The 25,768-nt window shown below is 28.6% G+C and carries 25 protein-coding genes; 11 read left to right on the top strand and 14 right to left on the bottom strand.

Annotation, left to right across the window (positions count from 1 at the left end; translation table 11 throughout):
* Window positions 1–52: 52 nt before the first annotated feature.
* Window positions 53–592, bottom strand: a complete 540-nt coding sequence (locus tag AC2D6T_RS01670; RefSeq protein ID WP_484680243.1) for a hypothetical protein — start codon at window positions 590–592, stop codon at window positions 53–55.
* Window positions 593–1,084: 492 nt separating this feature from the next.
* On the opposite strand from AC2D6T_RS01670, the gene AC2D6T_RS01665 reads away from it, so the two are divergent.
* Window positions 1,085–1,366 carry a Sec-independent protein translocase subunit TatA/TatB gene (locus tag AC2D6T_RS01665; RefSeq protein WP_438989389.1) on the top strand — a complete coding sequence of 94 codons (282 nt, stop codon included), beginning with the start codon at window positions 1,085–1,087 and terminating at the stop codon, window positions 1,364–1,366.
* Window positions 1,367–1,371: 5 nt separating this feature from the next.
* Here the strand turns inward: AC2D6T_RS01665 and AC2D6T_RS01660 are convergent, their stop codons facing one another.
* Together AC2D6T_RS01660 and AC2D6T_RS01655 are read right to left on the bottom strand one after the other, a co-directional pair.
* Window positions 1,372–2,013 carry an O-methyltransferase gene (locus tag AC2D6T_RS01660; protein WP_484680242.1) on the bottom strand — a complete coding sequence of 214 codons (642 nt, stop codon included), beginning with the start codon at window positions 2,011–2,013 and terminating at the stop codon, window positions 1,372–1,374.
* A gap of 123 nt (window positions 2,014–2,136) precedes the next feature.
* Window positions 2,137–2,616, bottom strand: a complete 480-nt coding sequence (locus AC2D6T_RS01655) for a nuclear transport factor 2 family protein (RefSeq protein WP_484680241.1) — start codon at window positions 2,614–2,616, stop codon at window positions 2,137–2,139.
* A 135-nt stretch (window positions 2,617–2,751) separates the two neighbouring features.
* Here AC2D6T_RS01655 and panB point away from each other — a divergent pair, with 135 nt between their 5' ends.
* Together panB and AC2D6T_RS01645 are read left to right on the top strand one after the other, a co-directional pair.
* Complete coding sequence (gene panB / locus AC2D6T_RS01650) at window positions 2,752–3,570, top strand: 3-methyl-2-oxobutanoate hydroxymethyltransferase (RefSeq protein ID WP_438989391.1); 819 nt, start codon at window positions 2,752–2,754, stop codon at window positions 3,568–3,570.
* Window positions 3,571–3,706: 136 nt separating this feature from the next.
* Entirely contained in the window at window positions 3,707–4,645 is a 939-nt protein-coding gene (locus tag AC2D6T_RS01645; RefSeq protein WP_484680240.1) for a 2-hydroxyacid dehydrogenase, read from the top strand.
* A gap of 313 nt (window positions 4,646–4,958) precedes the next feature.
* Here the strand turns inward: AC2D6T_RS01645 and AC2D6T_RS01640 are convergent, their stop codons facing one another.
* The 4 genes from AC2D6T_RS01640 to AC2D6T_RS01625 are packed head-to-tail and all read right to left on the bottom strand — an operon-like array spanning window position 4,959 to window position 11,639.
* Window positions 4,959–5,816 carry a class I SAM-dependent methyltransferase gene (locus AC2D6T_RS01640; protein ID WP_484680239.1) on the bottom strand — a complete coding sequence of 286 codons (858 nt, stop codon included), beginning with the start codon at window positions 5,814–5,816 and terminating at the stop codon, window positions 4,959–4,961.
* A gap of 56 nt (window positions 5,817–5,872) precedes the next feature.
* The gene (mnmG, locus tag AC2D6T_RS01635; RefSeq protein WP_484680238.1) at window positions 5,873–7,750 is read right to left on the bottom strand and encodes a tRNA uridine-5-carboxymethylaminomethyl(34) synthesis enzyme MnmG; all 1,878 of its coding nucleotides are present in this window, start codon (window positions 7,748–7,750) and stop codon (window positions 5,873–5,875) included.
* 32 nt (window positions 7,751–7,782) lie between these two features.
* On the bottom strand, window positions 7,783–8,208 hold the full coding sequence (ybeY, locus tag AC2D6T_RS01630) for an rRNA maturation RNase YbeY (protein ID WP_484680237.1): 426 nt from the start codon (window positions 8,206–8,208) through the stop codon (window positions 7,783–7,785).
* Window positions 8,205–11,639, bottom strand: coding sequence for a DUF4175 family protein (locus AC2D6T_RS01625; protein ID WP_484680236.1), 3,435 nt, complete (start codon window positions 11,637–11,639; stop codon window positions 8,205–8,207). Before AC2D6T_RS01625 ends, ybeY begins: the two co-directional genes overlap by 4 nt.
* A 111-nt stretch (window positions 11,640–11,750) precedes the next feature.
* Here AC2D6T_RS01625 and AC2D6T_RS01620 point away from each other — a divergent pair, with 111 nt between their 5' ends.
* The 3 genes from AC2D6T_RS01620 (at window position 11,751) to AC2D6T_RS01610 (ending at window position 15,335) form a co-directional block, all read left to right on the top strand.
* Window positions 11,751–12,587 carry a transporter gene (locus AC2D6T_RS01620; RefSeq protein ID WP_484680235.1) on the top strand — a complete coding sequence of 279 codons (837 nt, stop codon included), beginning with the start codon at window positions 11,751–11,753 and terminating at the stop codon, window positions 12,585–12,587.
* Window positions 12,588–12,705: 118 nt separating this feature from the next.
* Entirely contained in the window at window positions 12,706–14,229 is a 1,524-nt protein-coding gene (gltX, locus tag AC2D6T_RS01615) for a glutamate--tRNA ligase (RefSeq protein ID WP_484680234.1), read from the top strand.
* 182 nt (window positions 14,230–14,411) lie between these two features.
* Entirely contained in the window at window positions 14,412–15,335 is a 924-nt protein-coding gene (locus tag AC2D6T_RS01610; protein ID WP_298949111.1) for an SPFH domain-containing protein, read from the top strand.
* Window positions 15,336–15,398: 63 nt separating this feature from the next.
* Here the strand turns inward: AC2D6T_RS01610 and tatA are convergent, their stop codons facing one another.
* From tatA to AC2D6T_RS01595, 3 genes are all read right to left on the bottom strand, one after another.
* Window positions 15,399–15,587 carry a twin-arginine translocase TatA/TatE family subunit gene (tatA, locus tag AC2D6T_RS01605; protein WP_298949113.1) on the bottom strand — a complete coding sequence of 63 codons (189 nt, stop codon included), beginning with the start codon at window positions 15,585–15,587 and terminating at the stop codon, window positions 15,399–15,401.
* A 69-nt stretch (window positions 15,588–15,656) separates the two neighbouring features.
* Window positions 15,657–16,346 (bottom strand): head GIN domain-containing protein, encoded by a 690-nt coding sequence (locus AC2D6T_RS01600; protein ID WP_438989400.1) that lies wholly within the window; start codon window positions 16,344–16,346, stop codon window positions 15,657–15,659.
* Window positions 16,347–16,581: 235 nt separating this feature from the next.
* Complete coding sequence (locus AC2D6T_RS01595) at window positions 16,582–18,846, bottom strand: ribonuclease R family protein (RefSeq protein WP_484680233.1); 2,265 nt, start codon at window positions 18,844–18,846, stop codon at window positions 16,582–16,584.
* A gap of 948 nt (window positions 18,847–19,794) precedes the next feature.
* Here AC2D6T_RS01595 and rpiB point away from each other — a divergent pair.
* The gene (gene rpiB / locus AC2D6T_RS01590; protein WP_438989402.1) at window positions 19,795–20,229 is read left to right on the top strand and encodes a ribose 5-phosphate isomerase B; all 435 of its coding nucleotides are present in this window, start codon (window positions 19,795–19,797) and stop codon (window positions 20,227–20,229) included.
* A 45-nt stretch (window positions 20,230–20,274) separates the two neighbouring features.
* Window positions 20,275–20,718, top strand: a complete 444-nt coding sequence (locus tag AC2D6T_RS01585) for a GNAT family N-acetyltransferase (RefSeq protein WP_484680232.1) — start codon at window positions 20,275–20,277, stop codon at window positions 20,716–20,718.
* A 203-nt stretch (window positions 20,719–20,921) separates the two neighbouring features.
* On the opposite strand, the gene AC2D6T_RS01580 is transcribed toward AC2D6T_RS01585, so the two are convergent.
* Entirely contained in the window at window positions 20,922–21,491 is a 570-nt protein-coding gene (locus AC2D6T_RS01580) for a pseudouridine synthase (protein ID WP_484680231.1), read from the bottom strand.
* 431 nt (window positions 21,492–21,922) lie between these two features.
* Between AC2D6T_RS01580 and recA the strand changes: the two genes are divergently transcribed.
* Together recA and AC2D6T_RS01570 are read left to right on the top strand one after the other, a co-directional pair.
* A complete protein-coding gene (gene recA / locus AC2D6T_RS01575) occupies window positions 21,923–22,933 on the top strand; it encodes a recombinase RecA (RefSeq protein ID WP_298949124.1) in 1,011 nt (336 codons plus the stop codon).
* Window positions 22,934–23,075: 142 nt separating this feature from the next.
* Entirely contained in the window at window positions 23,076–23,615 is a 540-nt protein-coding gene (locus tag AC2D6T_RS01570; protein ID WP_484680230.1) for a GNAT family N-acetyltransferase, read from the top strand.
* 2 nt (window positions 23,616–23,617) lie between these two features.
* On the opposite strand, the gene AC2D6T_RS01565 is transcribed toward AC2D6T_RS01570, so the two are convergent.
* The 3 genes from AC2D6T_RS01565 to AC2D6T_RS01555 all read right to left on the bottom strand — a co-directional run bounded on the left by AC2D6T_RS01565 (window position 23,618) and on the right by AC2D6T_RS01555 (window position 24,532).
* Window positions 23,618–23,770 carry a PspC domain-containing protein gene (locus AC2D6T_RS01565; protein ID WP_298949126.1) on the bottom strand — a complete coding sequence of 51 codons (153 nt, stop codon included), beginning with the start codon at window positions 23,768–23,770 and terminating at the stop codon, window positions 23,618–23,620.
* 136 nt (window positions 23,771–23,906) lie between these two features.
* The gene (gene dut / locus AC2D6T_RS01560) at window positions 23,907–24,338 is read right to left on the bottom strand and encodes a dUTP diphosphatase (protein ID WP_484680229.1); all 432 of its coding nucleotides are present in this window, start codon (window positions 24,336–24,338) and stop codon (window positions 23,907–23,909) included.
* A 2-nt stretch (window positions 24,339–24,340) separates the two neighbouring features.
* A complete protein-coding gene (locus AC2D6T_RS01555; RefSeq protein WP_438989407.1) occupies window positions 24,341–24,532 on the bottom strand; it encodes a hypothetical protein in 192 nt (63 codons plus the stop codon).
* Window positions 24,533–24,721: 189 nt separating this feature from the next.
* On the opposite strand from AC2D6T_RS01555, the gene AC2D6T_RS01550 reads away from it, so the two are divergent.
* A complete protein-coding gene (locus AC2D6T_RS01550) occupies window positions 24,722–25,717 on the top strand; it encodes an NAD(P)H-dependent glycerol-3-phosphate dehydrogenase (protein ID WP_484680228.1) in 996 nt (331 codons plus the stop codon).
* Window positions 25,718–25,768 lie beyond the last annotated feature (51 nt).

Raw genomic sequence — 25,768 nt, 5'->3', positions numbered from 1 at the left:
GTATTACACAAAAAGATACCTAAAATAAAATATTTTATAAAATTATTATACACTATAATAATCTTATTGCAGCTATTGTCATTGCTACTTCTTTAGCTATTTTAGCAATGTGCTTTAAAACACAACCAGTTCTACAAATAGCTCTACCAAAACCTGTTCTTCTATCTTCTTTACATTGATCCCAACATGATGTTTTTGCTAATAATTTATTTTTAAATAATGCTTTAGTCATATTTTGATTTTCAATTAGAAAATTTGTTGATAAACCTGTTTTTTCAAAAAAATCATTTTCTATTTGAAGGTTTGTTATTCCTTCAACATCTATCAAACCACTAGCTCTAAATTTAACATCAAAGTTATTCCCGTTTTCTAAAACAATATTAAATGTGAAATCTTCTGTAAAAGATTCAGAATTAGTTGAAGTTTTACCCATTAAACCGTTATCTATTTTAGAATGAAAAAGAGCAGGTAATTTTACATCACTAAATTTTTTTGAAGTTTCTATTTCATCATTATTACAAGAGTTTAATAAAATAACAAATAGAGTAAGTAAAGTTAGTTTTACAGGTAGTTTAATTTTTAAATTTTTCATTTTAATTTGTATTTAATATTTCACGCATTCAATTTTTTAGGAGTATTGAATACTTGCAATTTTGCCTTCTTTTTCAAGAAACTCAGTTAACAGACAATTCAAAGTTTTAACTCTTTTATTTTTTTCTTCCAAGCAGAGTTTATTCTCGGATATGGTTAAACCTTGGTTTTAATTGCCCATAACTCTTTATAAACAAATAAAAAGTTGTTATATCCCGTTTATAAAGCGGGTTATCTTTTCTGTTGTAAAAATAAACACTAAAAACGATGTTGTCAATCCCTGAATTCAGGGATATGAATTTTTTAAGAACCTGATATTTAAGGTTTTATATTTTGGTGTTTTTTGTGCAAAAAAAGAAAGCTTAAAAAATGAAAAAGCTAGCAAAAGAAATTTTAGCTATTTTTGAACCTTATTATTTACTAAAAAAAAGAAAGCAACGTTAAAGAATAATAGTTTATTCTATTTATTAAAATAACTCATTATCTTTGTCGAATGAATATAATATTCTTTTTTATTAGCGGTCCAGAAATTATGGTTATCATGTTAATTGTGGTAATGGTTTTTGGTGCAGATAAAATCCCTGAAATTGCTAGAGGTTTGGGTAAGGGAATGCGTCAGGTAAAAGACGCTACAAACGATATTAAAAAAGAAATAAAAGATAGCTCTGATAAAACAAAAATAGATACTGATGTTGCCAAAGACATCAATAAAGAAATTAATGCTGTTAAAGACGATATAGACGACTTAACTGGCCCTATAAAAAGACAATTTTAAAACTTTTATTTTACTCTACTAATGGTTAAGCCATCTCTAATAGGTAGTAAAACTGTTTCTATTCTATCATCTGTATTTAATAGTTGATTATACTCTAAAAGCACTTTGGTGTCTTTATCTTTAGGGTCTAACTCTTCTACCACTTTTCCACTCCAAAGTACATTATCAGACAAAATAATACCTCCAGAATTCATTTTATCGACAATTAAATGAAAGTAATTCATATAATTAGATTTGTCTGCATCTATAAAGACCAAATCAAACTTTGTATGAAGGGTTGGAATAATTTCAAGTGCATTTCCAACAAACTGTTTTATCTGTTTTTGATAGCCAGATTTTTTAAAGTATTTGTTTTGTAGTGTTTCTAATTCTTCGTTTTTATCAATAGTAAAAATAGTACCCTCTTTTGCCAAACCTTCTGCCATACAAAGTGCTGAATAACCTGTATAAGTGCCAATTTCTAAAATGTTTTTTGGAGAAGTAAGCTTTGTAATCATCGACAAAACTCTACCTTGAAAAGCTCCACTTAACATTCTTGGGTTTAGTACTTTTTGCCACGTTTCTTTAGTTAATTCTTGCAAAATTTTCGGTTCACCTTGGGTATGTGCAACAACGTAAGTATCTATTTTTTCTGGTAAAAAGTGCATCTGATTTAATTTATTCTATTTTTAAAACTAATATGTACGTAAAAAACCGCAACAGAAAATCAAAATTACAAAAAAACGGAACTTATACTTACAAGTTCCGTTGAATTTTATCTTCTAAAAAATTTAATTCGTTTCTTTTAAAGCTTTGCAATTTTCTCTTCTTCTAATGTCTACCAAAAAAATAATTTTCCATTGATTATCTTCTTTAAAAAGCTGAAATGAGTTGGCTCCACAATGGCTAAACTTTCCATTGAAATAAAACTCGTAAGGTGTCCAAACAGAAGCTAAACTTGTATCAACATTAATTTGATAGGCAAGCAGCTTTTCTAAATACACATGTTCTGGTTTTTTATTAGCAACCGAGGTTAATAATTTTAGTCTGCTTTCATTTTTTAAAATACTTGTGCCTTCTTTATTTATAGAGGTGGTTTGTATTTTAATATCTTTATGAAGCGTGGTTTGCATCAGAGTACTATCACCTTGGTGTAAACCTTTAAAAAAGGTGGCTATTACTTTTTTTATAGCTAATTCTTCTTTGTTTTGTTGTGCGTGTAGATTGGTTAACAACAAACAAAAAAACAATACAATCCATTTTTTTAACATAGTCCGTTTATTTTAAAATGGTTAAAGCTACTAAATTAATTTTAGAGTTGGGGTTTTTAAGATAAATGGCAAAAAAATACACATAACAAGAAATCTATAGCTTTTTCTTACTTTTACCACTTTAAAATAAAATATATGTCTGTAGCTAATAAACAATATAAACGTATAACTGTAAAATCTTTGGTAGAAATGAAAGCAAATGGAGAAAAAATCTCTATGCTAACTGCTTACGATTATACCATGGCAAAAATTTTAGATAGTGCAGGTATCGATGTATTATTGGTGGGCGATTCTGCCTCTAATGTAATGGCAGGTCATGAAACAACATTACCAATTACGTTAGATCAAATGATTTACCACGCAAGCTCTGTTGTTAGAGGTATAGAACGTTGTTTGGTGGTAGTAGATTTGCCTTTTGGTAGTTATCAATCTGACCCAAAAGAAGCTTTACGTTCTGCTATTAGAATTATGAAAGAATCTGGCGGGCATTCGATAAAATTAGAAGGTGGTAAAGAAATAAAAGATTCTATAAAACGAATTTTAAATGCAGGTATTCCTGTAATGGGGCACTTGGGTTTAACACCACAATCTATTTATAAATTTGGTACGTATACTGTAAGAGCAAAAGAAGAAGAAGAGGCAGAAAAATTAATGGATGATGCTTTAATGCTAGAAAGAATTGGTTGTTTTGCCTTGGTTTTAGAAAAAGTGCCTGCAAAATTGGCTAAAAAAGTTGCAGATGCTTTAACCATACCTGTTATTGGTATTGGTGCTGGAAATGGTGTAGATGGTCAGGTTTTGGTTACGCATGATATGATTGGTATGACACACGAATTCAATCCGCGTTTTTTACGTAGATATTTAGATTTATTTAAAGATATGACAGGTGCTTTTGAAAATTATATTACTGATGTAAAAAGTGGTGATTTTCCTAATGAAAAGGAGCAGTATTAATTTAGACTCCTAGGTTCTTATGAATTTGATAAACTTAACAATACTCTGAATCAAATCATTAAAAGGATGTCGAAATTCGTCTCCTTTCTAAAAATTTAGTTATCTATATTGTCCGATAAATCCAAAAAGCGAAATTTTGAAAATACTACATCTAGATACCAACCATCCATTAATGCTCAATCAATTAAACGATTTAGGGTTTATTAATGAGGAAGATTACACGTCTTCTAAAGAAGAAATTGAAGGAAAAATTCATTTGTATGATGGTTTTATTATTAGAAGTCGATTTTCTATTGACAAACACTTTTTAGACAAAGCTAAAAACCTAAAATTTATTGGTAGAGTGGGTGCTGGTTTAGAAAACATCGATTGCGATTACGCAAGAACTAAAAACATCGAATTAATTGCGGCTCCAGAAGGGAATAGAAATGCTGTTGGCGAACATAGTTTAGCCATGCTTTTATCGTTATTTAATAAACTAAACAAAGCCGATAAAGAAGTTAGGAACGGAAAATGGTTGCGTGAAGAAAATCGTGGAATTGAACTAGATGGAAAAACCGTTGGTTTGATTGGCTATGGAAATATGGGGAAATCTTTTGCTAAAAAACTACGTGGTTTTGATGTAAAGGTACTTTGTTGTGATTTAAAAAATAATGTTGGTGATGAAAATTGTACACAAGTTTCTCTTAAAGAATTACAAGAAAAATCAGACATTTTAAGCTTGCACACACCACAAACAGACCTCACAAAAAATATGATAAATGCCAATTTTATCAATAGTTTTAAAAAGAATTTTTGGTTGATTAATACTGCACGTGGTTCTGCAGTAGTTACTAAAGATTTAGTAGCTGGTTTGCAATCTGGTAAAATTTTAGGAGCTGGATTAGATGTTTTAGAATATGAAAAATCATCTTTTGAAAACCTGTTTTCTGACGTTAAAATGCCAGAAGCTTTTCAATATTTAATAGATACAGAAAACGTAATTTTATCGCCACATGTGGCAGGTTGGACAATAGAAAGTAAAGAAAAGTTAGCACAAACCATTATAGATAAAATAAAGGCAAAATTTTGTTAACTTGTTGTCTTAAAAAACAACTGTTATGCAAAACAAAGCAAATTCTCTAGAAGATTACATTCACCAAGCTCCAAAAGAAAGACAAATTGTAATTAAAAAAATTAGGAGGAACAATATCTTTAATTGTTAATTTTATACACTGTTTATTTGGCATCGAACTAAAATAGTTAAAAACTATATACTTTAAATAAACCATAACCAATACTTATTAAAAATGCGTTTAAAAAAAAGCTTTTAAAGGTGTTTTTATTTTTAGTAAGGTGTTTCTATAGAATTATAGCTTAAAAACCATAAAAGCGTCTTAAAATCTAAATTATCGGTTTTTTATCACGTAAATCAAAGAGGAGTATTCAGAATTTTGTTTTGCCTTAAGATTAGATCTAAACCCGTTATAAAGAGCTTTTATTGGATTCATTTTTTGGCTCTTGTATTTTTCACTTAAAAGAGAAACATAGTACGCATCAAACTTCATTGGTTTGGTTTGCACAACTTCCATTTGAACTTCTGTAAATAACTTTTGTATGGCTTTTTGAGAGAAATGCCAAAGGTGTCTTGGAACATCAAAAGCAGCCCAATGTTCTTTATACAATTTAGCATCGTAACTTTTATAATTAGGAACAGCAATTACCAAATAGCCATCTTCCTTTAAAAGTGCTTTTAATTTTTTAATGTAAGTTTTTAAATCTTTTACATGTTCTAAAACATGCCACAGAGTAATTACATCAAAACTTGTTTTCTCTATTTTGTAAAGATTATCTTTTAAATAAATGCCTTTTTTGTGGGCAATATCTCTTGCTTTCAAACTAGGTTCTACTCCTAAAACATTCCAATTATTATTGCTACAATGTTTTAAAAAATCTCCTGTTCCAGCTCCAACATCTAATACATTTTTTTCTGGCGTATCAAATGAGTTTATCAATTTTAATTTTTGTTGTAAAGCAACATTTTTTACTTTTTGATAAACTTTATCTAACACTGTTTTTTTGCTATCAGTATGCGAAATATAATTTTCGCTTTCATAATAATTTTCTAAATTTTCTGGGACAGGTGTTGTTACCAACATCTGATAATCTTCGTTAATTTTTACCTGAAATTTTTTACCAGAAACTGTATAATCTTTACAAGTTAAAAAAGGTTTTAAACTGGTGTAGAGTTTTTTTTCAATCTCCATTTTTTACTTTTTATACAAATTGTTCCACGAGGAACACTTGGCAATTTTTTATTTTTTTACCTACCCATATAGACTAACAGAACAGAAATATCACTTGGTGAAACTCCACTAATTCTGCTTGCTTGAGATATTGAGGTTGGCTTAATTTTATTTAATTTTTCTCTAGCTTCGTAAGAAAGAGATTTTACTTTATCATACTTAAAGCTTGAAGGAATAATTACATTTTCTAGTCTATTTAATTTGTCGGCGTTGTTCTTTTCTTTTTCAATATAACCAGAATATTTTAAATGAATTTCTGCTTGTTCTATAATCTCATTATCTATATGATGCTCCGCAATAAATGTGTTTAATTTTTCAATGTTTTTAAAATCTAAAAAACTTAATTGCGGTCTTGCAGCAATTTTAAATAGTTTCATAGATTGTTTTACCAAGGCTAAGTTTTTGGCTTCTAATATAGGATTTATCTCTTCTTGCTTTACACTTGTTTCGTTTAAAAACTTAATTAATAAATCGGTTTTTTCTTGTTTCTCTAAAACTCTGTCTAAACGTTCTTTAGATGCTAAACCAATTTTAAAAGCCCTTGGTGTTAATCTTAAATCGGCATTATCTTGTCTAAGTAAAGTTCTATATTCTGCTCTTGAAGTAAACATCCTGTAAGGCTCTTCTGTACCTTTAGTAATTAAATCATCTATTAAAACACCTATATAAGCTTCATTTCTTTTTAGAATAAAAGGGGTTTTTTCTTGAACTTTTAACGCGGCATTTACACCTGCCATCAAACCTTGTGCAGCTGCCTCTTCATAACCGGTAGTTCCATTAATTTGACCGGCGAAAAACAAGTTTTTAATTAATTTTGTTTCTAAAGAATGTGTTAATTGTGTAGGTGGAAAATAATCGTATTCGATAGCATAACCATACCTAAAAAACTTCACGTTTTCAAAACCAGCTACAGATCGAATTGCTTTATCTTGAATATCTTCTGGTAAAGATGTAGAAAATCCGTTTACATACATTTCACAAGTGGTCCACCCTTCTGGTTCTACAAAAATTTGATGACGCTCTTTGGTAGCAAATCGATCTATTTTATCTTCAATAGAAGGACAGTATCTTGGCCCGGTAGATTGTATTCTACCATTAAACATTGGTGAACGTTCAAAACCATCTCTAAGTAAATCATGCACCTCTAAATTGGTATATGTTAACCAACAAGAACGCTGTTTTTTTAAAGAAGATGTTGTAGGTAAATAAGAAAATTTTTCTGTGATTTGATCTCCTGGTTGTTCAATCATTTTAGAATAATCTAAAGATCTACCATCTACTCTTGGAGGTGTTCCTGTTTTCATTCTGCCAGATTCGAAACCTTTTTTTACAAGGTCTTCTGTAATTCCTGTAGAAGCCCCTTCTCCTGCTCTACCCCCACCAAAACTTTTATCACCAATATGAATTAAACCATTTAAAAAAGTACCTGCAGTTAAAATAACTGTTTTTGCTCTTATTTCTAAACCTAAAGCTGTCTTTACTCCTACAATTTTATCACCATCAAACATTAAACCATTTACAGAATCTTGATAGAAATCTAAATTTTCGGTTTCTTCTAAAAGTGTTCTCCAACATTCTGCAAACTGCATTCTATCAGATTGTGCTCTTGGACTCCACATAGCAGGTCCTTTAGATTTGTTTAACATCTTAAACTGTATTGCGGTTTTATCAGTAACAATAGCACTGTAACCCCCTAAAGCATCAATTTCTCTTACAATTTGCCCTTTTGCAATACCACCCATTGCAGGGTTACAACTCATTTGTGCAATATTTTGCAAATTCATTGTAATTAACAAGGTATGTGCACCCATGTTTGCTGCGGCAGCAGCAGCTTCACTTCCTGCATGCCCACCACCAACTACTATAACATCAAATGTTGTTGAAAATAAACTCATATTCTATAGTTCCACGTGAAACATATTTTTATTTAATTGATTATCAATTGTTTAAATAAAGTTAAAGCTAAATTTTCTTGTTTCGTCATTTCTAATTGCTCTGTTTCTAACTTATCTTTAAAACCTATGTAATGTAAGACACCATGTATCATTACTCTGCGTAATTCTTCGTTAAAAGAAACCTTAAAATCGGTTGCATTATCTGCAACTCTTTCAATAGAAATATAAATATCACCATTGATTAATTTCCCTAAAGAATTATCAAAACTAATAATGTCTGTTAACGTATCATGATTTAAAAATTCTATATTTAGTTTGTGTAAATAATCATCATCACAAAAAATATAATTTACCTCGCCTAACTCGCAATTGTGATTTGATATAATTTGATGAATCCATTTTTGTACAGATACTTCATCCTCTAAAATAAAATTGGTTTCGTAATTAAACGTGATCATTCTTTTTTTTCTGGTTCAGAAAAATACTTTCGAACCTTTATTTTATAATTTTGTTGCAAAGGTAAGGATTGTCTGTTTAATATTTCTATTTGATTGTAAAACTGCTTTTTAAATTCGAGTGCCTTTACTTTATTTCTTTGGCTATCTTTTAAATTAGCTGTAGATTTTCTTTTATTGTCTTTACCTTGTTCTAAAGCTGCCTTGTCTAATTTTAAAAGTTGATAATTTAAGCTTTGCATTTTTTGAATGGTTGCAGCATTAAATCCTTTTTCTAAAATTTCATTCTCTAATTGTTCCATGGTTTTTAAAGCTCTTTTTGCAGCTCCATTTCCATTTGGATTTCCTTGTTCAGCTTCTTTTATAGCTTCTTGTAATTGTTGTCTTAATTGAGATTGTTGCTTGTAAATTTCATAAATTTCGCCATCTAAATCATCATTCTCTCCATTACCATTTTTACCTTCTTTTCCTTCACCTTTTCCCTCTCCTTTTCCTTCTCCATTTTTACCAGATTTATCACCTTTACCAGAATTTCCGGTTTTACCATCTTCTCCTGGTTTTCCATCTTCACCGGGTTTTTTACCATCTTGTCCTGGTTTCTTACCCGGTTTTTCTCCAGGCTTCTTTCCACTTTTGTCGCCTTTCTTTTTCCCATATTTCATTTTCTCAGTTAAATCTTGCTGCTTTTTAATAATATCTGGCAAACTAAATTCTCCTGATTTTTTTCCTTTGCCAATTTTCATAGACATAGAATTTTTCATGCTATTTAAAATATTACTTAAATAATCTGCCAAATTATTAGTAGCTGTCATTACATAACGTTGGTTAGAAAGACCATTATTGAATCTGTTTTCAGAAAAATTTTCTAGAGATTGTTCTAAGTTGTAATGTGTGGTAGATAAATCGTCTTGAATTTTAGCAGAAATTTTTGGCAAACGCATAGAAAGTACATACAAACTATCGTCTATATGTTCAAAATAAGTTCTAATATCATTTTGCTTTTTTAAATCTTTACCAAAATCTGGATGTGTGGTAGAAATATCGCTAAACTTGTTCATCAAGTTTTCTTGTTTAAAAGAAAACGTGATTAAATTTTCTAGTATTTTTCGTAAATCATCTATGTTTTCTTCCATGGATTCACCTTCCACAGCTTGCATCGCTTTTTGCATTTTAGCACTCATTTCTTTCATTTTTTGAGCACTTGTTTTCTGATTCTTTTTTGCAGAATTTTTATCTTGTTTTTGTAGATTTTCTTCTGATTTTTTTAGTTCCTCATCAATAGCGTCTTTCTCATTATCTACATCTGGTAATTCCATTGGCTCTTTTAACTTTTCATTATCTTTAGCCAATTCTTCCAGTTCTTTTTTTAAATCGTTAAATTCTTTATGAATGTCTTGTTGCTCTTTAACAGTTGTGTCTTCTTTTTTTGCAAGCTCTTCTTGTTTTTTTGCCAATTCTTCCAATTTATTGGCAATTTGCATTGTTTTTTGCTCAACATAAAAACGTTTTGTTAATTCTAACATTCGTTCTAAACTACGCTGTTGTTGTTTGTTTTGTTGTGCTAATTCTTTGGCTTTTTTTACTAAATCTTCTTTGTTTAGTTTTTCTGCCATTTTTGCAATTTCTTCCAACAACTTTTCTTGTCTTTCGTGCTTTTTTAATTCTTCAATACGTTTTTTTAATTCTTCTTTTTTTTCTTGTAGATTTTTATTTTCTTCTTTCTTTTCGTCTAAATTTTGTTGCAACTGATCTGTTTGACGCTGCATCATTTTTTTATAATTTTCTTGACGTTTTATAAAATTCTCAACCTTCTTTTTATCATTCCAATTTATTTTTTTCTTGTTCTGTAAATCTTGTTGAATTTTATCTAACTCTTCTCTTTGCTTTTGTTGTTTCTGAATCGAGTTTTCTAAACTATTAATTGTGTTTCTTTGTTCTTGTAGCAACTCCTCCTCTATTTCGTTTGCTGTTTTTTGTCGGTAATTAAAAACCTTGCTTTTTGCTTTTTTATTTCCGTTTACAGCATCATTATCAAAAACCTCAAAATACATTTCATAATTGGTCCCTTTTGTTAAATTTAACCCTTCTGGAAATTGATAGAAAAAAGTTTGCACATTAGCTCTAGATATTGGTAAAATATAAGTGTTTAATTGATTTGGGGAATCCATATCATAATAAACCAATTGTAATTTTTTTAAACCATAATCATCAGAAATTTGACCAGCAAACTGGGCAATACCTCTAGAAATACTATCTATATTAGATTGTACAGTTATTTCTGGGGCTTCATCTTTTATTACATTTACAGAAAATTGTAAATTCTCGTAATCTTTTAAATTTTTATTTGAAGATGCTATTTGATAATCTAACGCTTTTCTAACGCTTTTTGTAAATTTAAAATTGTTGTCATCTGTCTTTTTAAATGCTTCTCTTTGCTTTTCATTTATAAAAACAACTTCATCTGTTTGTTGGGCTGCTACCAACCAAGATATTTTTGTGCCTTCAGGTACTATTAAATTACCAGAGTTCTGAATAGTTTCATTCTTTTTACCCACATAATATGGATATTTTAATTGCAAAGAAATATTATTTATAGTTGGTGTGTTAATGACATTAATTTGATATTCTTGAGACTGCACTCCGTTAGCTTCTACAAAAAAGGTAAGTGGTTTTTGAACATCAGAAAACATGTAAGAAAAAGAACCATTTCCATTTTTTTGCAAATAATATTGCTGATTATTATAAATAATTTTAGCCTCTGAAGGCAATACAGAACCAACTGTTTCCAATGAAACTGTTATGGGTTTGCCTTGTATAACTTGTAAATTTTGATTGTTTAAATTAAAATAAAATGGCGCTGGTGGTGTGAATGTGGTTCTATGGTTTACAACGCGTTTTAAACTATCTTTAAAAATAGCGTTATTACCTGTAAATAAAGTAATTAACCATATTAAAATAGGAACAATTGCATACTTTAAATACTTTTTATTTTGGGTAAAATCAATGGCTTTTACAAACGGAATCGGTTGTAATTCTTCTGATTTTTGATTGATACTTGCCAGTAACAAATCAGATTGATTGGTGTATTCTTTAAGTTGTAAAACATTTAACAACTTGTCTTCTACTTTTGGAAAATGAGCTCCAATAATTTTAGACGATTGCTCTAATGAAATCCCTTTTCTAAAACCAATCAACTTAAAAATTGGAATGGCTATAAAACGAATTAGTAGAAAAACTTCAACTACAATAAAAATCCAAAAAAGGAAGGTTCTTGCTGTGGGTTTTAACCACAAAAAATACTCTAAAAAAAGGGTAAAAAATAAGTATAAAAAGCCTAAGGAAAGAAACAAGGTTGTTCCTTTAATTAGTTCGTTTAGGTAGTATTTTCTAGTAAACTGATGTAGTTTTTTTTCTATTTTTTCAAATCCATTCATAATCAACTAATAAAAATAGTATTTTTGATAGGAAAACCAACAAATAATTTGTTAAAAGACTTTGTAAGCAATTGTAGATATTGGCTACTAAACTAAAGTAAAAACAATTTTATGAAAAAACTAACTACAATTCTATTTTTATTCTTTACAATATTAATAGTTGCACAAAACCCTTGGACAAAAGACAAAGGAAATTTGTTTATCAACTTATCTTACACAACAATCTCAGATTATAGCGAGCTTTTTGGGTATCCAGATTATACTATTTCTGGCTCAATTACAGATCAAACTTATCAAATTTATGGTGAATATGGTTTTACAAACAAAACTTCATTGGTTTTTAATATCCCTTTTAAATCGATAGATAATAACGAAATAGTTAACCCTTGTTTGGTAGCTCCTTGTCCGGAATCTTCTAATGAAAAGTCTTCATTTGGAAACGTTTCTTTAGGAATCAAACATCAACTGTATAACAAAGGTTGGGTGGTAGCAGCTCAATTAGTTTCTGAAATAAATACGGGTTCTTATGATGAAAACACAGGAATTAGAACAGGTTATGATGCATTTACATTTACACCTCAACTTTTAGCAGGTAAAAGTTTTGGAAAAACGTTTTTTCAATCTCAAATTGGTTTTGATATTAAAACCAATAATTATAGTAATAATTTTAAAATTGGTGGCGAATTTGGTGGTAAAGTATCAAAAAATATTTGGTTAATTAGTTATATAGACGTTGTAAAATCTTTTGAAGATGGTAATGTTAATTTACCTTCAAATAACTTATTAACAGGTTTATACATAAATAATCAAGAATATGGTGCTTACGGTTTAAAAGGAATTTTACAGTTTTACGATATTGGTATAACAGCTGGTTTTGGTAGTGCTTTTTTTGGAAACAATGTGCCTAAAAAAGCTGCATTTAGTTTTGGTATTTTTAATACGTTTTAAAATATATGTTTTATATTCATAATCAATTTTTTTTTTTTTTAATTCGTGAATTCGTGGTAGGTTTTTTTATTAAAAACTATCTTTGCACCCGTTAAAAGCAATCTTTAAAAAACAAAAAATGGAATCAAATGTTCGTGTTCGTTTTGCGCCAAGTCCAACAGGACCCTTGCATATTGGTGGTGTAAGAACCGCTTTATATAATTATTTATTCGCTAAAAAACACCAAGGTACTTTTGTGTTAAGAATAGAAGATACAGACCAAACACGTTATGTAGCTAACGCAGAACAATATATAATTGACGCTTTACAATGGTGTAACATTCCTTTTGATGAAGGACCAAAAACAGATGATAAATTTGGGCCTTATAGACAATCTGAACGTAAAGAAATTTATAAAAAATATGTAGATATTTTAATAAATACAGGTTGGGCATATTATGCTTTTGATACTTCAGAGCAATTAGATGCACATAGAAAACAACACGAAAGTGAAGGTAAAACCTTTATGTACAATTGGCACAATCGTGCAAAAGGCCGTTTGATAAATTCGTTGGTGTTGTCTGAAGTTGAAGTGCAGCAAAAAATTAATGCTGGTGAAAAATTTGTAATTCGTTTTAAAACACCACAAGACGAAATTTTACAAATGGAAGATGAAATTAGAGGTAAAATTAGCATAGATACCAACACGTTAGATGACAAAATTTTATGTAAAAGTGATGGCATGCCAACATATCATTTAGCAAATGTTGTCGACGATCATTTAATGGAAATTTCTCATGTAATTCGTGGTGAAGAATGGTTACCATCTATGCCATTACACGTTTTATTATACAGAGCTTTTGATTGGAAAGCTCCTAAATTTGCACATTTACCCTTAATTTTAAAACCCGTTGGTAAAGGTAAATTAAGTAAAAGAGATGGAGATAAATTAGGGTTTCCAGTGTTTCCTTTAGAGTATAGAAATGAAAAAACAGGAGATGTCTCTAGAGGTTATAAAGAAGATGGTTATTTTGCAGATGCATTTATAAATATGTTAGCTTTTTTAGGGTGGAATCCTGGTACAGAGCAAGAACTTTTTTCTTTAGAAAAATTAATACAAGAGTTTGATTTAAAACGTGTTAGTAAATCTGGAGCTAAATTTAATCCAGATAAAACGAAATGGTTTCAGCAACAATACATGCAACTAAAATCAGATACAGCTTTAACTAATTTATACTTACCAATTTTAGAGGAAAAAGGAATTAAAACGGAAAAATCTTACGTTGAAAAGGTAATTTCATTAATAAAAGAAAGAGCTGTTTTTATAGATGATTTTTGGGGTTTATCAGCTTTCTTTTTTACATCGCCAACAGAATTTGATGCAAAAGCTTCTAAAAAAAATTGGAAGCCAGAAACTGGCTCGTTAATGACAGAATTAATTAGTGTGATAGAAAGTATTGAAGATTTTTCATCAGAAAATACAGAAACACATATTAAAACTTGGATTACCAATAAAGAAATTGGTTTTGGTAAGGTAATGCAACCTTTACGACTTTCTTTGGTTGGTAAGTTAGCAGGTCCTCACCTATTTGATATTATAGCTATGATTGGTAAAGAAGAAACCATCAACAGAATAGAAAATGCAATTCAGAAATTATCATGAAATCAGAATTTGATTTAAGCGAAGCAGAAATGCGTTCTTATGGATATAAAATTATGGTTGCTATTTTATAAGTACATGTTCTTAAAAAATTTATTATACCTATTTTTTACAATTAATATAATTAACAGCTGTTTTTCAGTATCTTTATACAGTATTAATTAATAACATTAAAAAAATTAACTATGCCACCTACTATTATTATTATTATTGTAGTTCTTGCAATTATTATTTTCGCATCTTATTTTATTGTAAAACAACAAACAGCTGCAATTATAGAAACGTTTGGTAAATTTACAAGTATTCGTCAATCTGGTTTTCATTTAAAAATACCTGGAGTACAAAGAATTGCAGGTAGATTAAGTTTAAAAATACAGCAGTTAGATGTTATTATAGAAACCAAAACTTTAGATGATGTTTTTGTAAAATTAAAGGTTTCAGTTCAATACAAAGTAATAAAAGATAAAGTATATGATGCTTTTTACAAATTAGATTACCCTCATGATCAAATAACATCTTACGTGTTTGATGTAGTAAGGGCAGAAGTACCAAAAATGAAATTAGATGATGTATTTGTTAAGAAAGATGATATTGCTATTGCAGTAAAATCTGAATTAAATGATGCTATGATGGAATATGGTTATGATATTATTAAAACCTTAGTTACAGATATAGATCCTGATGCACAAGTAAAAGCAGCAATGAACAGAATTAATGCTGCAGATAGAGAAAAAACAGCAGCACAATATGAAGGTGATGCACAACGTATTTTAATTGTAGAAAAAGCAAAAGCAGAAGCAGAAAGTAAACGTTTACAAGGTCAAGGTATTGCAGATCAGCGTAGAGAAATTGCACGCGGTTTAGAAGAATCTGTAGAAGTTTTAAATAAGGTTGGTATTAACTCTCAAGAAGCATCTGCATTAATTGTTGTAACACAACATTATGATACTTTACAATCTATTGGTCAAGAAACTAATAGTAACTTAATTTTATTGCCAAATTCGCCACAAGCAGGTAGCCAAATGTTAAATGACATGGTTGCAAGTTTTACAGCAAGTAACCAAATTGGTGAAGCTATGAAAACCGCAAAAAAGAAGGAAGAAAATTAATGTAAAATTTAAAAAAAAAGCGCTGTCATTTGATAGCGCTTTTTTTTTTATATGTTAACTATTCTATTTCTTCTCTTCAATTTTTTCTTCAGAATCATCTTTAGAAGCGTTTTTAAACTCTTTAATACCACTTCCTAAACCTTTCATTAACTCTGGTATTTTTCTTCCTCCAAAAAGTAATAACACAACCACTAATATAATAATTACTTGTGGACCGCCAATAAAACCCGATACTATTGATAAACTATACATTTCTTCTTTAATTTAATAGTACAAAGATACAAAAAAGGTTGTTATACAAACTCTTTTGTATTTCTTCTGTTAATTTCTTTTTTCTATAATACCACCAATTAATTTTTTATCTTTTACAACCTCTGGGTTTCCTTTATAAAAAATAGTACCACCAAAACTAACTTTAGCATTTAAAGTTTCGCCAGCGTTTACTTCTGCTTTTGCACCAGTTCCTGATTTTACAGTAGAATTACCAGCAACTTGTAAATTAAAACCATGATATATACCATATAAATCTACATCTATTTCTTGATTTTTTGCAGTACCAGAAAGTTTTACAATACCACCAGAAGAAGCTCTAACAATTAAATAATTAGTTTTTGTGGTTAGGTTGATAAATGCTCTTTCTTGTGCATTTACCTCTAATTTATCTTGATAAAAATCTTTACTTGTTATAGTTGCACTTTCATTTGCGTCTATAATATTAATAGCTCTATTATAATATAATTTTACCAGTATTTTACCATCTGCTGCATTGTCTGCAGGAGTTAAAGAAAATGGTAAAGACAATTTTAATGTATTATTTACATTTTTAATTTTAACCATTTCAGACTTTTCTCCAGTTATTTCTAACTTTTGATCTGTACTTTTAATCAACTCTACTTCTATACCATTATAAACTTTTAGAATGTTATAATCTCCTAAGTTTTTATTTACTGTAGATTGTGCAGTAACTGTTAATCCAATAAAAAACAGCAATATAAAATTAAGTTTTTTCATTTTTTTAAATTTGATTTGATAATTACTTTAATAATTATACCAACTATAACGATTTTTTTAGCTCTCTATTACATAAATAACGTTAAAATTTATCTCATTTTTAGCGTTTTTCTAGTAATTTAATTTAATAATATTTTATATTTTATAACTCGTATACTAGTATATTTTTTATAACAATTAATCATAATATATAAATGATATTTTATTTTTGTTAGAAGAATAACTAAAATATTAATTAATCCTCAATTAAGTTAAAATCTAAGTGCTTGCGTTCTAAATCTGTTTTCTTTACTTGAACGCTTACATCATCTCCTAGTTGATACATTTGTTTGGTAGATTGCCCTACAATAGCATATTGTTTTTCATCAAAAATATAATAATCGCTTTTTATATCTCTAATACGAACCATACCTTCACATTTATTTTGTTTTATTTCAACATAAATACCCCATTCTGTAACACCTGTAATTACCCCTTCAAAAATTTCATTTTTATGATCTTGCATGTATTTTACCTGCATATATTTTATAGAATCTCGTTCAGCTTTACTAGCTAACTCCTCTCTTTTTGAAGAATGCTTACATTTTTCTTCATAAGGAAGCGTTTTTGGGCTGTTTCCACCATCTAAATAATGCTGTAATAATCTATGTGTCATTACATCTGGATAACGTCTAATTGGTGATGTAAAATGACTGTAATAATTAAAAGCTAATCCATAATGACCAATGTTTTGGGTTGTATAAACAGCTTTAGACATGGTTCTAATAGTTAAAGTTTCTATCATATTAGATTCTGCTTTACCATGTACATCACTTAAAAGTTGATTTAAAGAGTCTGATGTGGTTTCTTTTGTATCTGTATTAATTTTATAACCAAATTTGCTAATAATATTCTGTAAAGAAGCTAATTTTTCTACATCTGGCTCATCATGAACTCTATAAATAAAAGTTTTACCAGAAGGTCTGCTTTGTTTTTGTCCTATAAATTCAGCCACTTTTCTATTGGCTAATAACATAAATTCTTCAATTAATTTATTAGCATCTTTAGAGGATTTAAAAAATACTCCAACAGGATTTGCTTCTTCATCTAAGTGAAACTTTACTTCTACTCTATCAAAAGAAATAGCACCTTGTTTCATACGTTTTTTACGTAATTTTTTTGCTAATTCATCTAATTTTAAAGTAGCCTCTACAATTTCTGTAGAAACTTTATAAGCAGCTCCTGTTATAGAAACATCAACAGGAATTGTATTTTTAAAAGACTTTTTGATATTTATATTCTCATCCTTCGAAAATTCACTCGAAGTGACGATTTTGTTTTCTTGATTCTGCTCTATTAAATATTGTGCTTCTTCATATGCAAAACGCTGGTCTGAATAGGTTACTGTTCTACCAAACCACTCACCTACTATTTGTGCTTTTTCATTAATTTCAAAAACTGCAGAAAAAGTTAATTTTTCTTCATTAGGCCTTAAAGAACAAACACCATTAGATAACATTTCTGGTAACATAGGTACTACCCTATCTACTAAATATACAGAGGTTGCACGTTCGTAAGCTTCGTGATCTAAAATAGAGTCTTGTTGTAAATAATGAGAAACATCTGCAATATGAATACCAACTTCGTAATTTCCATTTTCTAACTTAGTAAAAGACAATGCATCATCAAAATCTTTAGCATCTTTAGGATCTATGGTAAAAGTTAAATCTTTACGCATATCTCTACGTTTGCTAATTTCATCTTTAGTAATTTCTATAGATAAATTTTCGGCATCTTTTTCTACTTCTGCAGGAAACTCGTAGGGTAAATCGTATTCTAATAAAATGGAGTGCATTTCTGTATTATGATCTCCTGGTTTTCCTAATACTTTGGTGATTTTACCAAATGGGTTTTTAGAATTTTCTGGCCAATCAGAAATGGTAGCTTGTACTTTATCTCCATGTTCTGCACCATTCATTTTATTTTGCGATATAAAAATATCTGCATACATTTTGTTATTATCTGGAATTACAAAACCAAAATTTTTATTTTTTTGTAAAACCCCAACAAATTCCGTTTTTGCGCGTTCTAAAACTTCTACAATGTCTGCTTCTACTTTTTTACTTCTTTTACGCTGATAAATATAAGCTCTAACCACATCTCCATGCAATCCTTTTCCTAAATTAACATTGGGTATAAAAATATCATCTTCATAATCATCTGTTATAAAATATCCATTTCCATTTGATGTAATATCTAAAGTTCCTATAGAGTATTTACGGTCTTCGTTTATTTGAAACTTACCTCTATCTACTTCTTTTATTTTTTCAGTTGCCGTTAGTTCTGCTAATTTTTTTAAAATTTGAGTTTTACCATCAGTATCAGAAATACCTAATTTACCAGCAATTTGTTTGTAATTATAAAACTTACTACTATCTTCATTTAAAATTCTAAAGATATTTCTGGTTAAATCTTTAATAATTTTACCTTTCTTTTTATATATTTTCTTCTTTTTTGGCATATACTACAGTGTATTTTTAAAGTGATCCCAAAATACAATTATTTGTGTTGAATCTTATTAATTAAGTGTTATGATTCTTTGCTTGTATTTTGATTATATGTTAATTTTTAAATGGAATTTTTATTACTTATGGAAGTACTACTTTATAAACCTAAAAATAAGTAATATTCTTTATTTAAAATACAATTGTAATAAAACGATATTAGAATAGTATTTAGAAATATATTTCGATTATAGAGAAGTATATCTTTTTAAAGATTCGAAATACTAGTGCAAACATAGGTAAAAACTTTGTATATAACTATTTTACTTTCTTTTCTATTTTAATCTTCTTTTTATAGAAAATTTAAACACTTATAAACATTCTATATTATAATTATTTTTCTTTTAGAAAATTTTTAAAAAACTATAATGTTTATAATAGTATGTGAATAGTTACAATAATTTTTTAAACTTTTATTTTTATGTATGAGTTATTAAAAATAACTGACAATTTATAAGTTATTTAAATCCTTAAAAATCAACTTTAAAATACAGTTGTTAACAATAGTTATAAACAGCTATCAACCTATTTTAACTCATAACTATTTTACTTTTCTATGTAAATAAATTGTAAATTTTATGTTGATAAAGTTTTATCAAAAATCAATAAAAAAAGTTGCATATTTTAATCTATACTCTGTATTGTAATAATATTTTTACTTACCAAAAAAACTTACGAGTTTTTCAATACAACTTCTTAACATTCTCTTAAAACGCTAAAAACTTAAAAATTAAAGAGTTATTAAAATTGTATAAAATAACGTTGTTTATAACTGTTGATAAGCATAAATTTCTATATTTTTGTCAATGTAACTTCGTCATTACGAATGTAATGAAGTTATTTGTTTATTTATAAATAGATACTTTATTATTTTTCTTGTAATGCTAAAATATAAAAAGTAGATAATGACAATTGCCTTAGGAAACGATCACGCAGGAACTGAATACAAGTTCGAAATTATTAAACATTTAGAAGAAAAAGGATATTCTGTAATAAATTTTGGAACGGATACTAATAGTTCTATGGATTATCCAGATGCAATACATCCAACAGCAGATGCTGTAGAATCTGGTAAAGCAGAATTAGGTATTATTTTGTGTGGTTCTGGAAATGGCGCACAAATTACTGCTAACAAACACCAAGGTATTAGAGCTGCTTTATGTTGGAATAAAGAGTTGGTTGCTTTAACAAGACAACATAATGATGCGAATGTTTTAACTATTCCTGCACGTTTTGTGTCTTTACAACAAGCAATTGGTTTTGTAGACGTTTTTTTAAATACAGAATTCGAGGGTGGAAGACATGCTACAAGAGTAAATAAAATTTCTTGTGCTGGGTAATTTTTTCTTTCATTTCTGTAGAGATAAGAATCTATTTTTAAAGTTATGAATTTTATAACAAAATTCTTTTCAGAATTAAGTATAACAGAATTGTATCAAATACTACAATTACGTTCTGAAGTTTTTGTGGTTGAGCAAGACTGCGTGTATCAAGATGTTGATTTTAAAGACCAAAAAGCAATCCATATTTTTGGTAAAAAAAATGATAAAATTATTGCTTACACACGTATTTTTAAACCTGGAGATTATTTTAAAAATGCAAGTATTGGTAGAGTAGTGGTTGCTGCAAACCAAAGAAAATTTGGTTATGGACATCAAATAATGAAAGTTTCTATAGATACCATAAAAAAGCATTTTAAAGTTGATGAAGTTACTATTTCTGCTCAAAAATATTTACAAAAATTTTATGAATCTCATCAATTTAAACAAATAGGAGATGAGTATTTAGAAGATGGAATACCTCATATAAGAATGGATAGAGAATTTTAATTAGATTAATAAATATTTTCTATTTTATTATCACAACCACCTTTTTATTTTTTATCACTTTTTTTATTCATTTTGTAGATTAAATATCCAAAACCTACCAAAAAGTGTAAAATAATTATGGCAGCAACAATGTAAATTTTAGTGTTGGAATTATCCATAGTTCCAAAATTAAATAGAATTAAAAATATAGAAGGTAATATTTGTTACATTAAACTATCTACCTCTAGAACTCCACCAACTTCTAAATTTCCTAATTCAATTTTTCCAATACGAACTCTTATTAATCGTAAGGTAGGAAAACCCACGGCAGCTGTCATTTTTCTAACTTGTCTAAATTTTCCTTCTCTAATACAAATAGAAACCCAACTTGTTGGGCCATGTCTAGCATCTCTAATTTTTTGACTTCTTAACGGAAAATTAGGATCTTTAATTATAGCAGCTTTGCTTGGTTTTGTTAGATATTTTTTTCCATTAAAACCAATTTCTACACCTTTTTTAAGTTGATTTATTTGGTTTTCAGTAATAATTCCATCTACTTGAACATAATATTCTTTTTCGTATTTACTACTTCTAATCGCTTCAGATACTTTACCATCTGTTGTTAATAAAAGTAAGCCTTCAGAAGGCACATCTAATCTTCCAATTGCCATAGTTCCCTTAGGAAAATTAAACAATTCTCCTAACAATCTTTTCTTGCGTTTAGCAGGGTTTACAAACTGAGAAATCATTCCCCATGGTTTGTGAATGACAAAATGATGATGATTTTTAATCAAATTATAAAATTTTAAATTGCACTAAAAATTCGTTTTCCTCTCTAAGAGTCGTATATTTTATTTAGAAAATTATTGGTCTGTATATTGTGAAATAGAATCAATATATAACTCAGTATCAAGCTCTATCCACAACATAAAATTATCAAAACCTTTGGTGGTAATTTTTTGATTGTTATAAATTAATTTTTTTATCTGAATTTCGTCAACCTTTATTATTTTTTTTATAAACCTACTTGTTTTCATTAACTTTAAAAGAGATTAATGCTCCTTTTTCTATTGTAACAACACTATTTTTATAGTTAAGAGAAAGTATATTATTTATGTTTATAAATTATATAACAATAATACAAAATTCGAAATTATTTTTTAGAAATTTATAGAGAGTTTTTTGTAACTTGCTATACTTTTTAAAAAACAATTTAGCAATATTTATGGCAGCAGCAGATAAAGAAAAAACAGCAAAACTAAAGGCTTTACAACTAACTTTAGATAAATTAGATAAAACTTACGGAAAAGGCTCTGTAATGAAATTAGGGGATGTAGTAACCGAAGATGTAGATGCGATTTCATCGGGTTCTTTAGGTTTAGATTTAGCTTTAGGTGTTGGTGGTTATCCAAGAGGTAGAGTTATCGAAATTTATGGACCAGAATCATCAGGTAAAACAACCTTAACAATACATGCAATTGCAGAAGCACAAAAAGCAGGTGGTATTGCAGCATTTATTGATGCAGAACATGCTTTTGATAAATTTTATGCAGAAAATTTGGGGGTTGATATAGATAATTTAATTATTTCTCAACCAGATCATGGAGAACAAGCATTAGAAATTGCAGACAATTTAATTCGTTCTGGAGCTATAGATATTGTTGTTATTGACTCTGTTGCAGCATTAACACCAAAATCTGAAATTGAAGGTGAGATGGGAGACTCTAAAATGGGTTTACATGCACGTTTAATGTCTCAAGCCTTGCGTAAATTAACAGGTACTATTTCCAAAACAAATTGTACGGTTATATTTATCAATCAATTACGTGAAAAAATTGGGGTAATGTTTGGTAACCCAGAAACAACTACAGGAGGTAATGCACTTAAGTTTTATGCATCAGTTCGTTTAGATATTAGAAGAAGAACACAAATTAAAGACGGAGACAAAGTTATTGGAAACAGTACCAAAGTTAAAATAGTTAAAAATAAAGTAGCGCCTCCTTTTCAAATTGCAGAATTTGATATTATGTATGGACAGGGAATTTCTAAAGTTGGTGAAATTTTAGACATTGGTGTTGAATTAGGAATTGTTAAAAAAAGTGGTTCTTGGTTTAGTTATGGCGAAACCAAATTAGGCCAAGGTAGAGATGCTGTTAAAGGTTTGATAAAAGACAATCCAGAATTAGCAGAAGAGTTAGAAGGAAAAATAAAAGATGCCATTGATAATCAAGAATAAGTTAGTAAAACTAAACCTGATAAAAATCGGCATGTAATCAATATTAGATTATTTTTAAACTGCTATAAATTAATCAATCTATAGCAGTTTTTTTATGCCTTATTTTTAATTATTTTTGAGAGTATAAGTAAACTATTTTACATTGATAAAAGTAGCAGAAAACCTTTTTTTAAAAGAAATAAAAAACTCCGATTGCGCAACTCTTTATAGTTTGATGCAAGAAATATATCCATCAGCTTACAAACATTTTTGGTTAGATGATGGGCAATGGTATGTAAACACTCAATATGCTAAAGAAAATATTTTAAAAGAACTATTAGTAACAAATGCAAATTATTATTTTATTGTTTATAAGGATGAACTTGTGGGTAATTTTAGAATTATTTGGGATGAAAAATTATCAGGTTTGTCTCAAGAAAAACAAGTAAAATTACATCGTATTTATTTGCATCAAAAATTACAAGGTAAAGGAATAGGAAAACAATTATTACTTTGGTTTGAAGCTTTTTCTAAATTAAAGAACTATACTGTTATTTGGTTAGACGCCATGGATGCACAACCACAAGCATTTCAGTTTTACAAAAATTTGGGTTATAAATACCATTCGCACACCTTTTTAATGTTTGATAATATGTTAGATGAGGTTAAAAAAATGAGTCAGCTTTATAAAGAAATTAAGTAAATTTATTCGTTAGACAATACCTTAACCAACCATAATATTAAATAAGCACCAATACCAAAACCAACAAATAGTACTAATAAAACAAACAGAATTCTAATATTTTTTGCTGTAAAATTTGTTTTTGTACTTAACCATTTACATACTCCTAAAATCATAATTTTTGTTTTTTAATATTGATAATAAAAAGACTTTTTAAAAACGCTTAAATTACTTTAAACATATATTTATTTTCCCTGGATGAAATAAAAAATTTACACCAGAGTTTTCCCCTTTGGGGAATTAAAGGGGCTTTTAAACTCCTGTACTACCAAAACCACCAGCACCACGCTCTGTTTCACTTAAAACAGTTACTTCTTGCCAATTTATACGTTCATGTTTTGCAATTACTAATTGTGCAATTCTTTCACCATCATTAATTACAAAATCTTGCTTAGATAAATTAACTAAAATTACACCAATTTCTCCTCGATAATCTGCATCTACAGTTCCAGGGCTATTTAAAACCGTAATTCCCTTTTTAGCAGCCAGACCACTTCTAGGTCTAACTTGTGCTTCAAAACCAATTGGCAATGCTATAAACAATCCTGTTTTTACAATGGCTCTTTCTAAAGGTTTTAATGTAATTGCTTCACTAATATTTGCTCTTAAATCCATACCAGCAGCACCTTCTGTTTCGTAGTTTGGTGTAGCGTGTTTTGATTTATTTATAATTTGTACGTTCATTATTAATAATATAAAAATGTAATTGTTTCTAAAAATTCTGCTTTCCAAAAAGATTCTGTATGTTTTCCACTAGCCACTATTTTGGTGTGTATATTTTCTTTTGTAAACCCCAAATCTACTAATAATTTTGACATATTATTGGTGTCAGCCATCATAGTATCTCCTTCAGTATCTTTAAAATTGAAACATTGCATGTTTTAGTAGTTTTTTTTCAGTTGCATTTGTTTCTTTTTTATAAGAAAATATTAAAGAAAACATACAAGTTAAAACCAAAAATTAATTTTTCATAGAAAACAAATGTGCTTTTACAAATATAATAATTCAAAGAAGTATTCATCAAAAGATACTAATTTTTTACATTTGAGCTTTAAACTAAATGTAGAATGGACGAACATACAAATATTGCAGTAATTGGTGGCGGTAGTTGGGCAACAGCAATTGTAAAAATGTTACAAGAAAATTTAGAAACAGTAGGTTGGTATATGCGAAATGAATCTATAATTGCTCATATTATAGAAAATGATCATAACCCTAAATATTTATCTTCAGCAGATGTTTATGCTAATAAGTTAGATTTAACAGGAGATATTAATAAAATTGTAACGAATTACGATGTCCTTATTTTTGCAATACCCTCTGCTTTTTTAACTTCAGAATTAGACAAACTAACTACATCTCTAGAAAATAAAATTGTTTTTTCTGCTATTAAAGGTATTGTGCCAGAAACAGGTTTAATTGTTGGCGAACATTTTAATCAACAATACAACATTCCTATAGAAAACATTGGTGTTATTACTGGGCCTTGTCATGCAGAAGAGGTTGCCATGGAGCGTTTGTCTTATTTAACCATTGCTTGTCAAGATGAAGAAAAAGCAAAATTTATAAGTAAATCTTTAGAAAGTTGGTACATAAAAACCAAAATTTCTGATGACATTATTGGAACAGAATATGCAGCCATGTTAAAAAACATTTACGCTGTTGCTGCAGGTATTGCTCATGGTTTAGGGTATGGTGATAATTTTCAGTCGGTTTTAATGAGCAATGCAATTCGCGAAATGAAAAAATTTATTAAAAAAGTACACAAAATGAAACGTAACATAAACAACTCTGCTTATTTGGGTGATTTGTTAGTTACGGGTTATTCTGTTTTTTCTAGAAACCGACAGTTTGGTAATATGATTGGCAAAGGATACACAGTAAAATCTGCTCAAATGGAAATGAGTATGGTTGCAGAAGGATATTATGCCACAAAAAGCGCCTTTAAATTAAAAGAAAAAAACGGTGCTAACACACCCATTATCAACTCAGTTTATAACGTTTTGTATAATCATAAAGACCCTAAAAAGGAGTTTAAAAAACTAACACACAAACTTAATTAGTAGTTTAAAAGTTATTTTCTTTTTAAGGTTTTATTTTCTATAAATTGTTTA

This window comes from Polaribacter sp. YIW18 (genome assembly GCF_057219325.1).
Note: the sequence above shows the minus strand (reverse complement) of the source record. Positions and strands in the feature narration are given on the sequence as shown.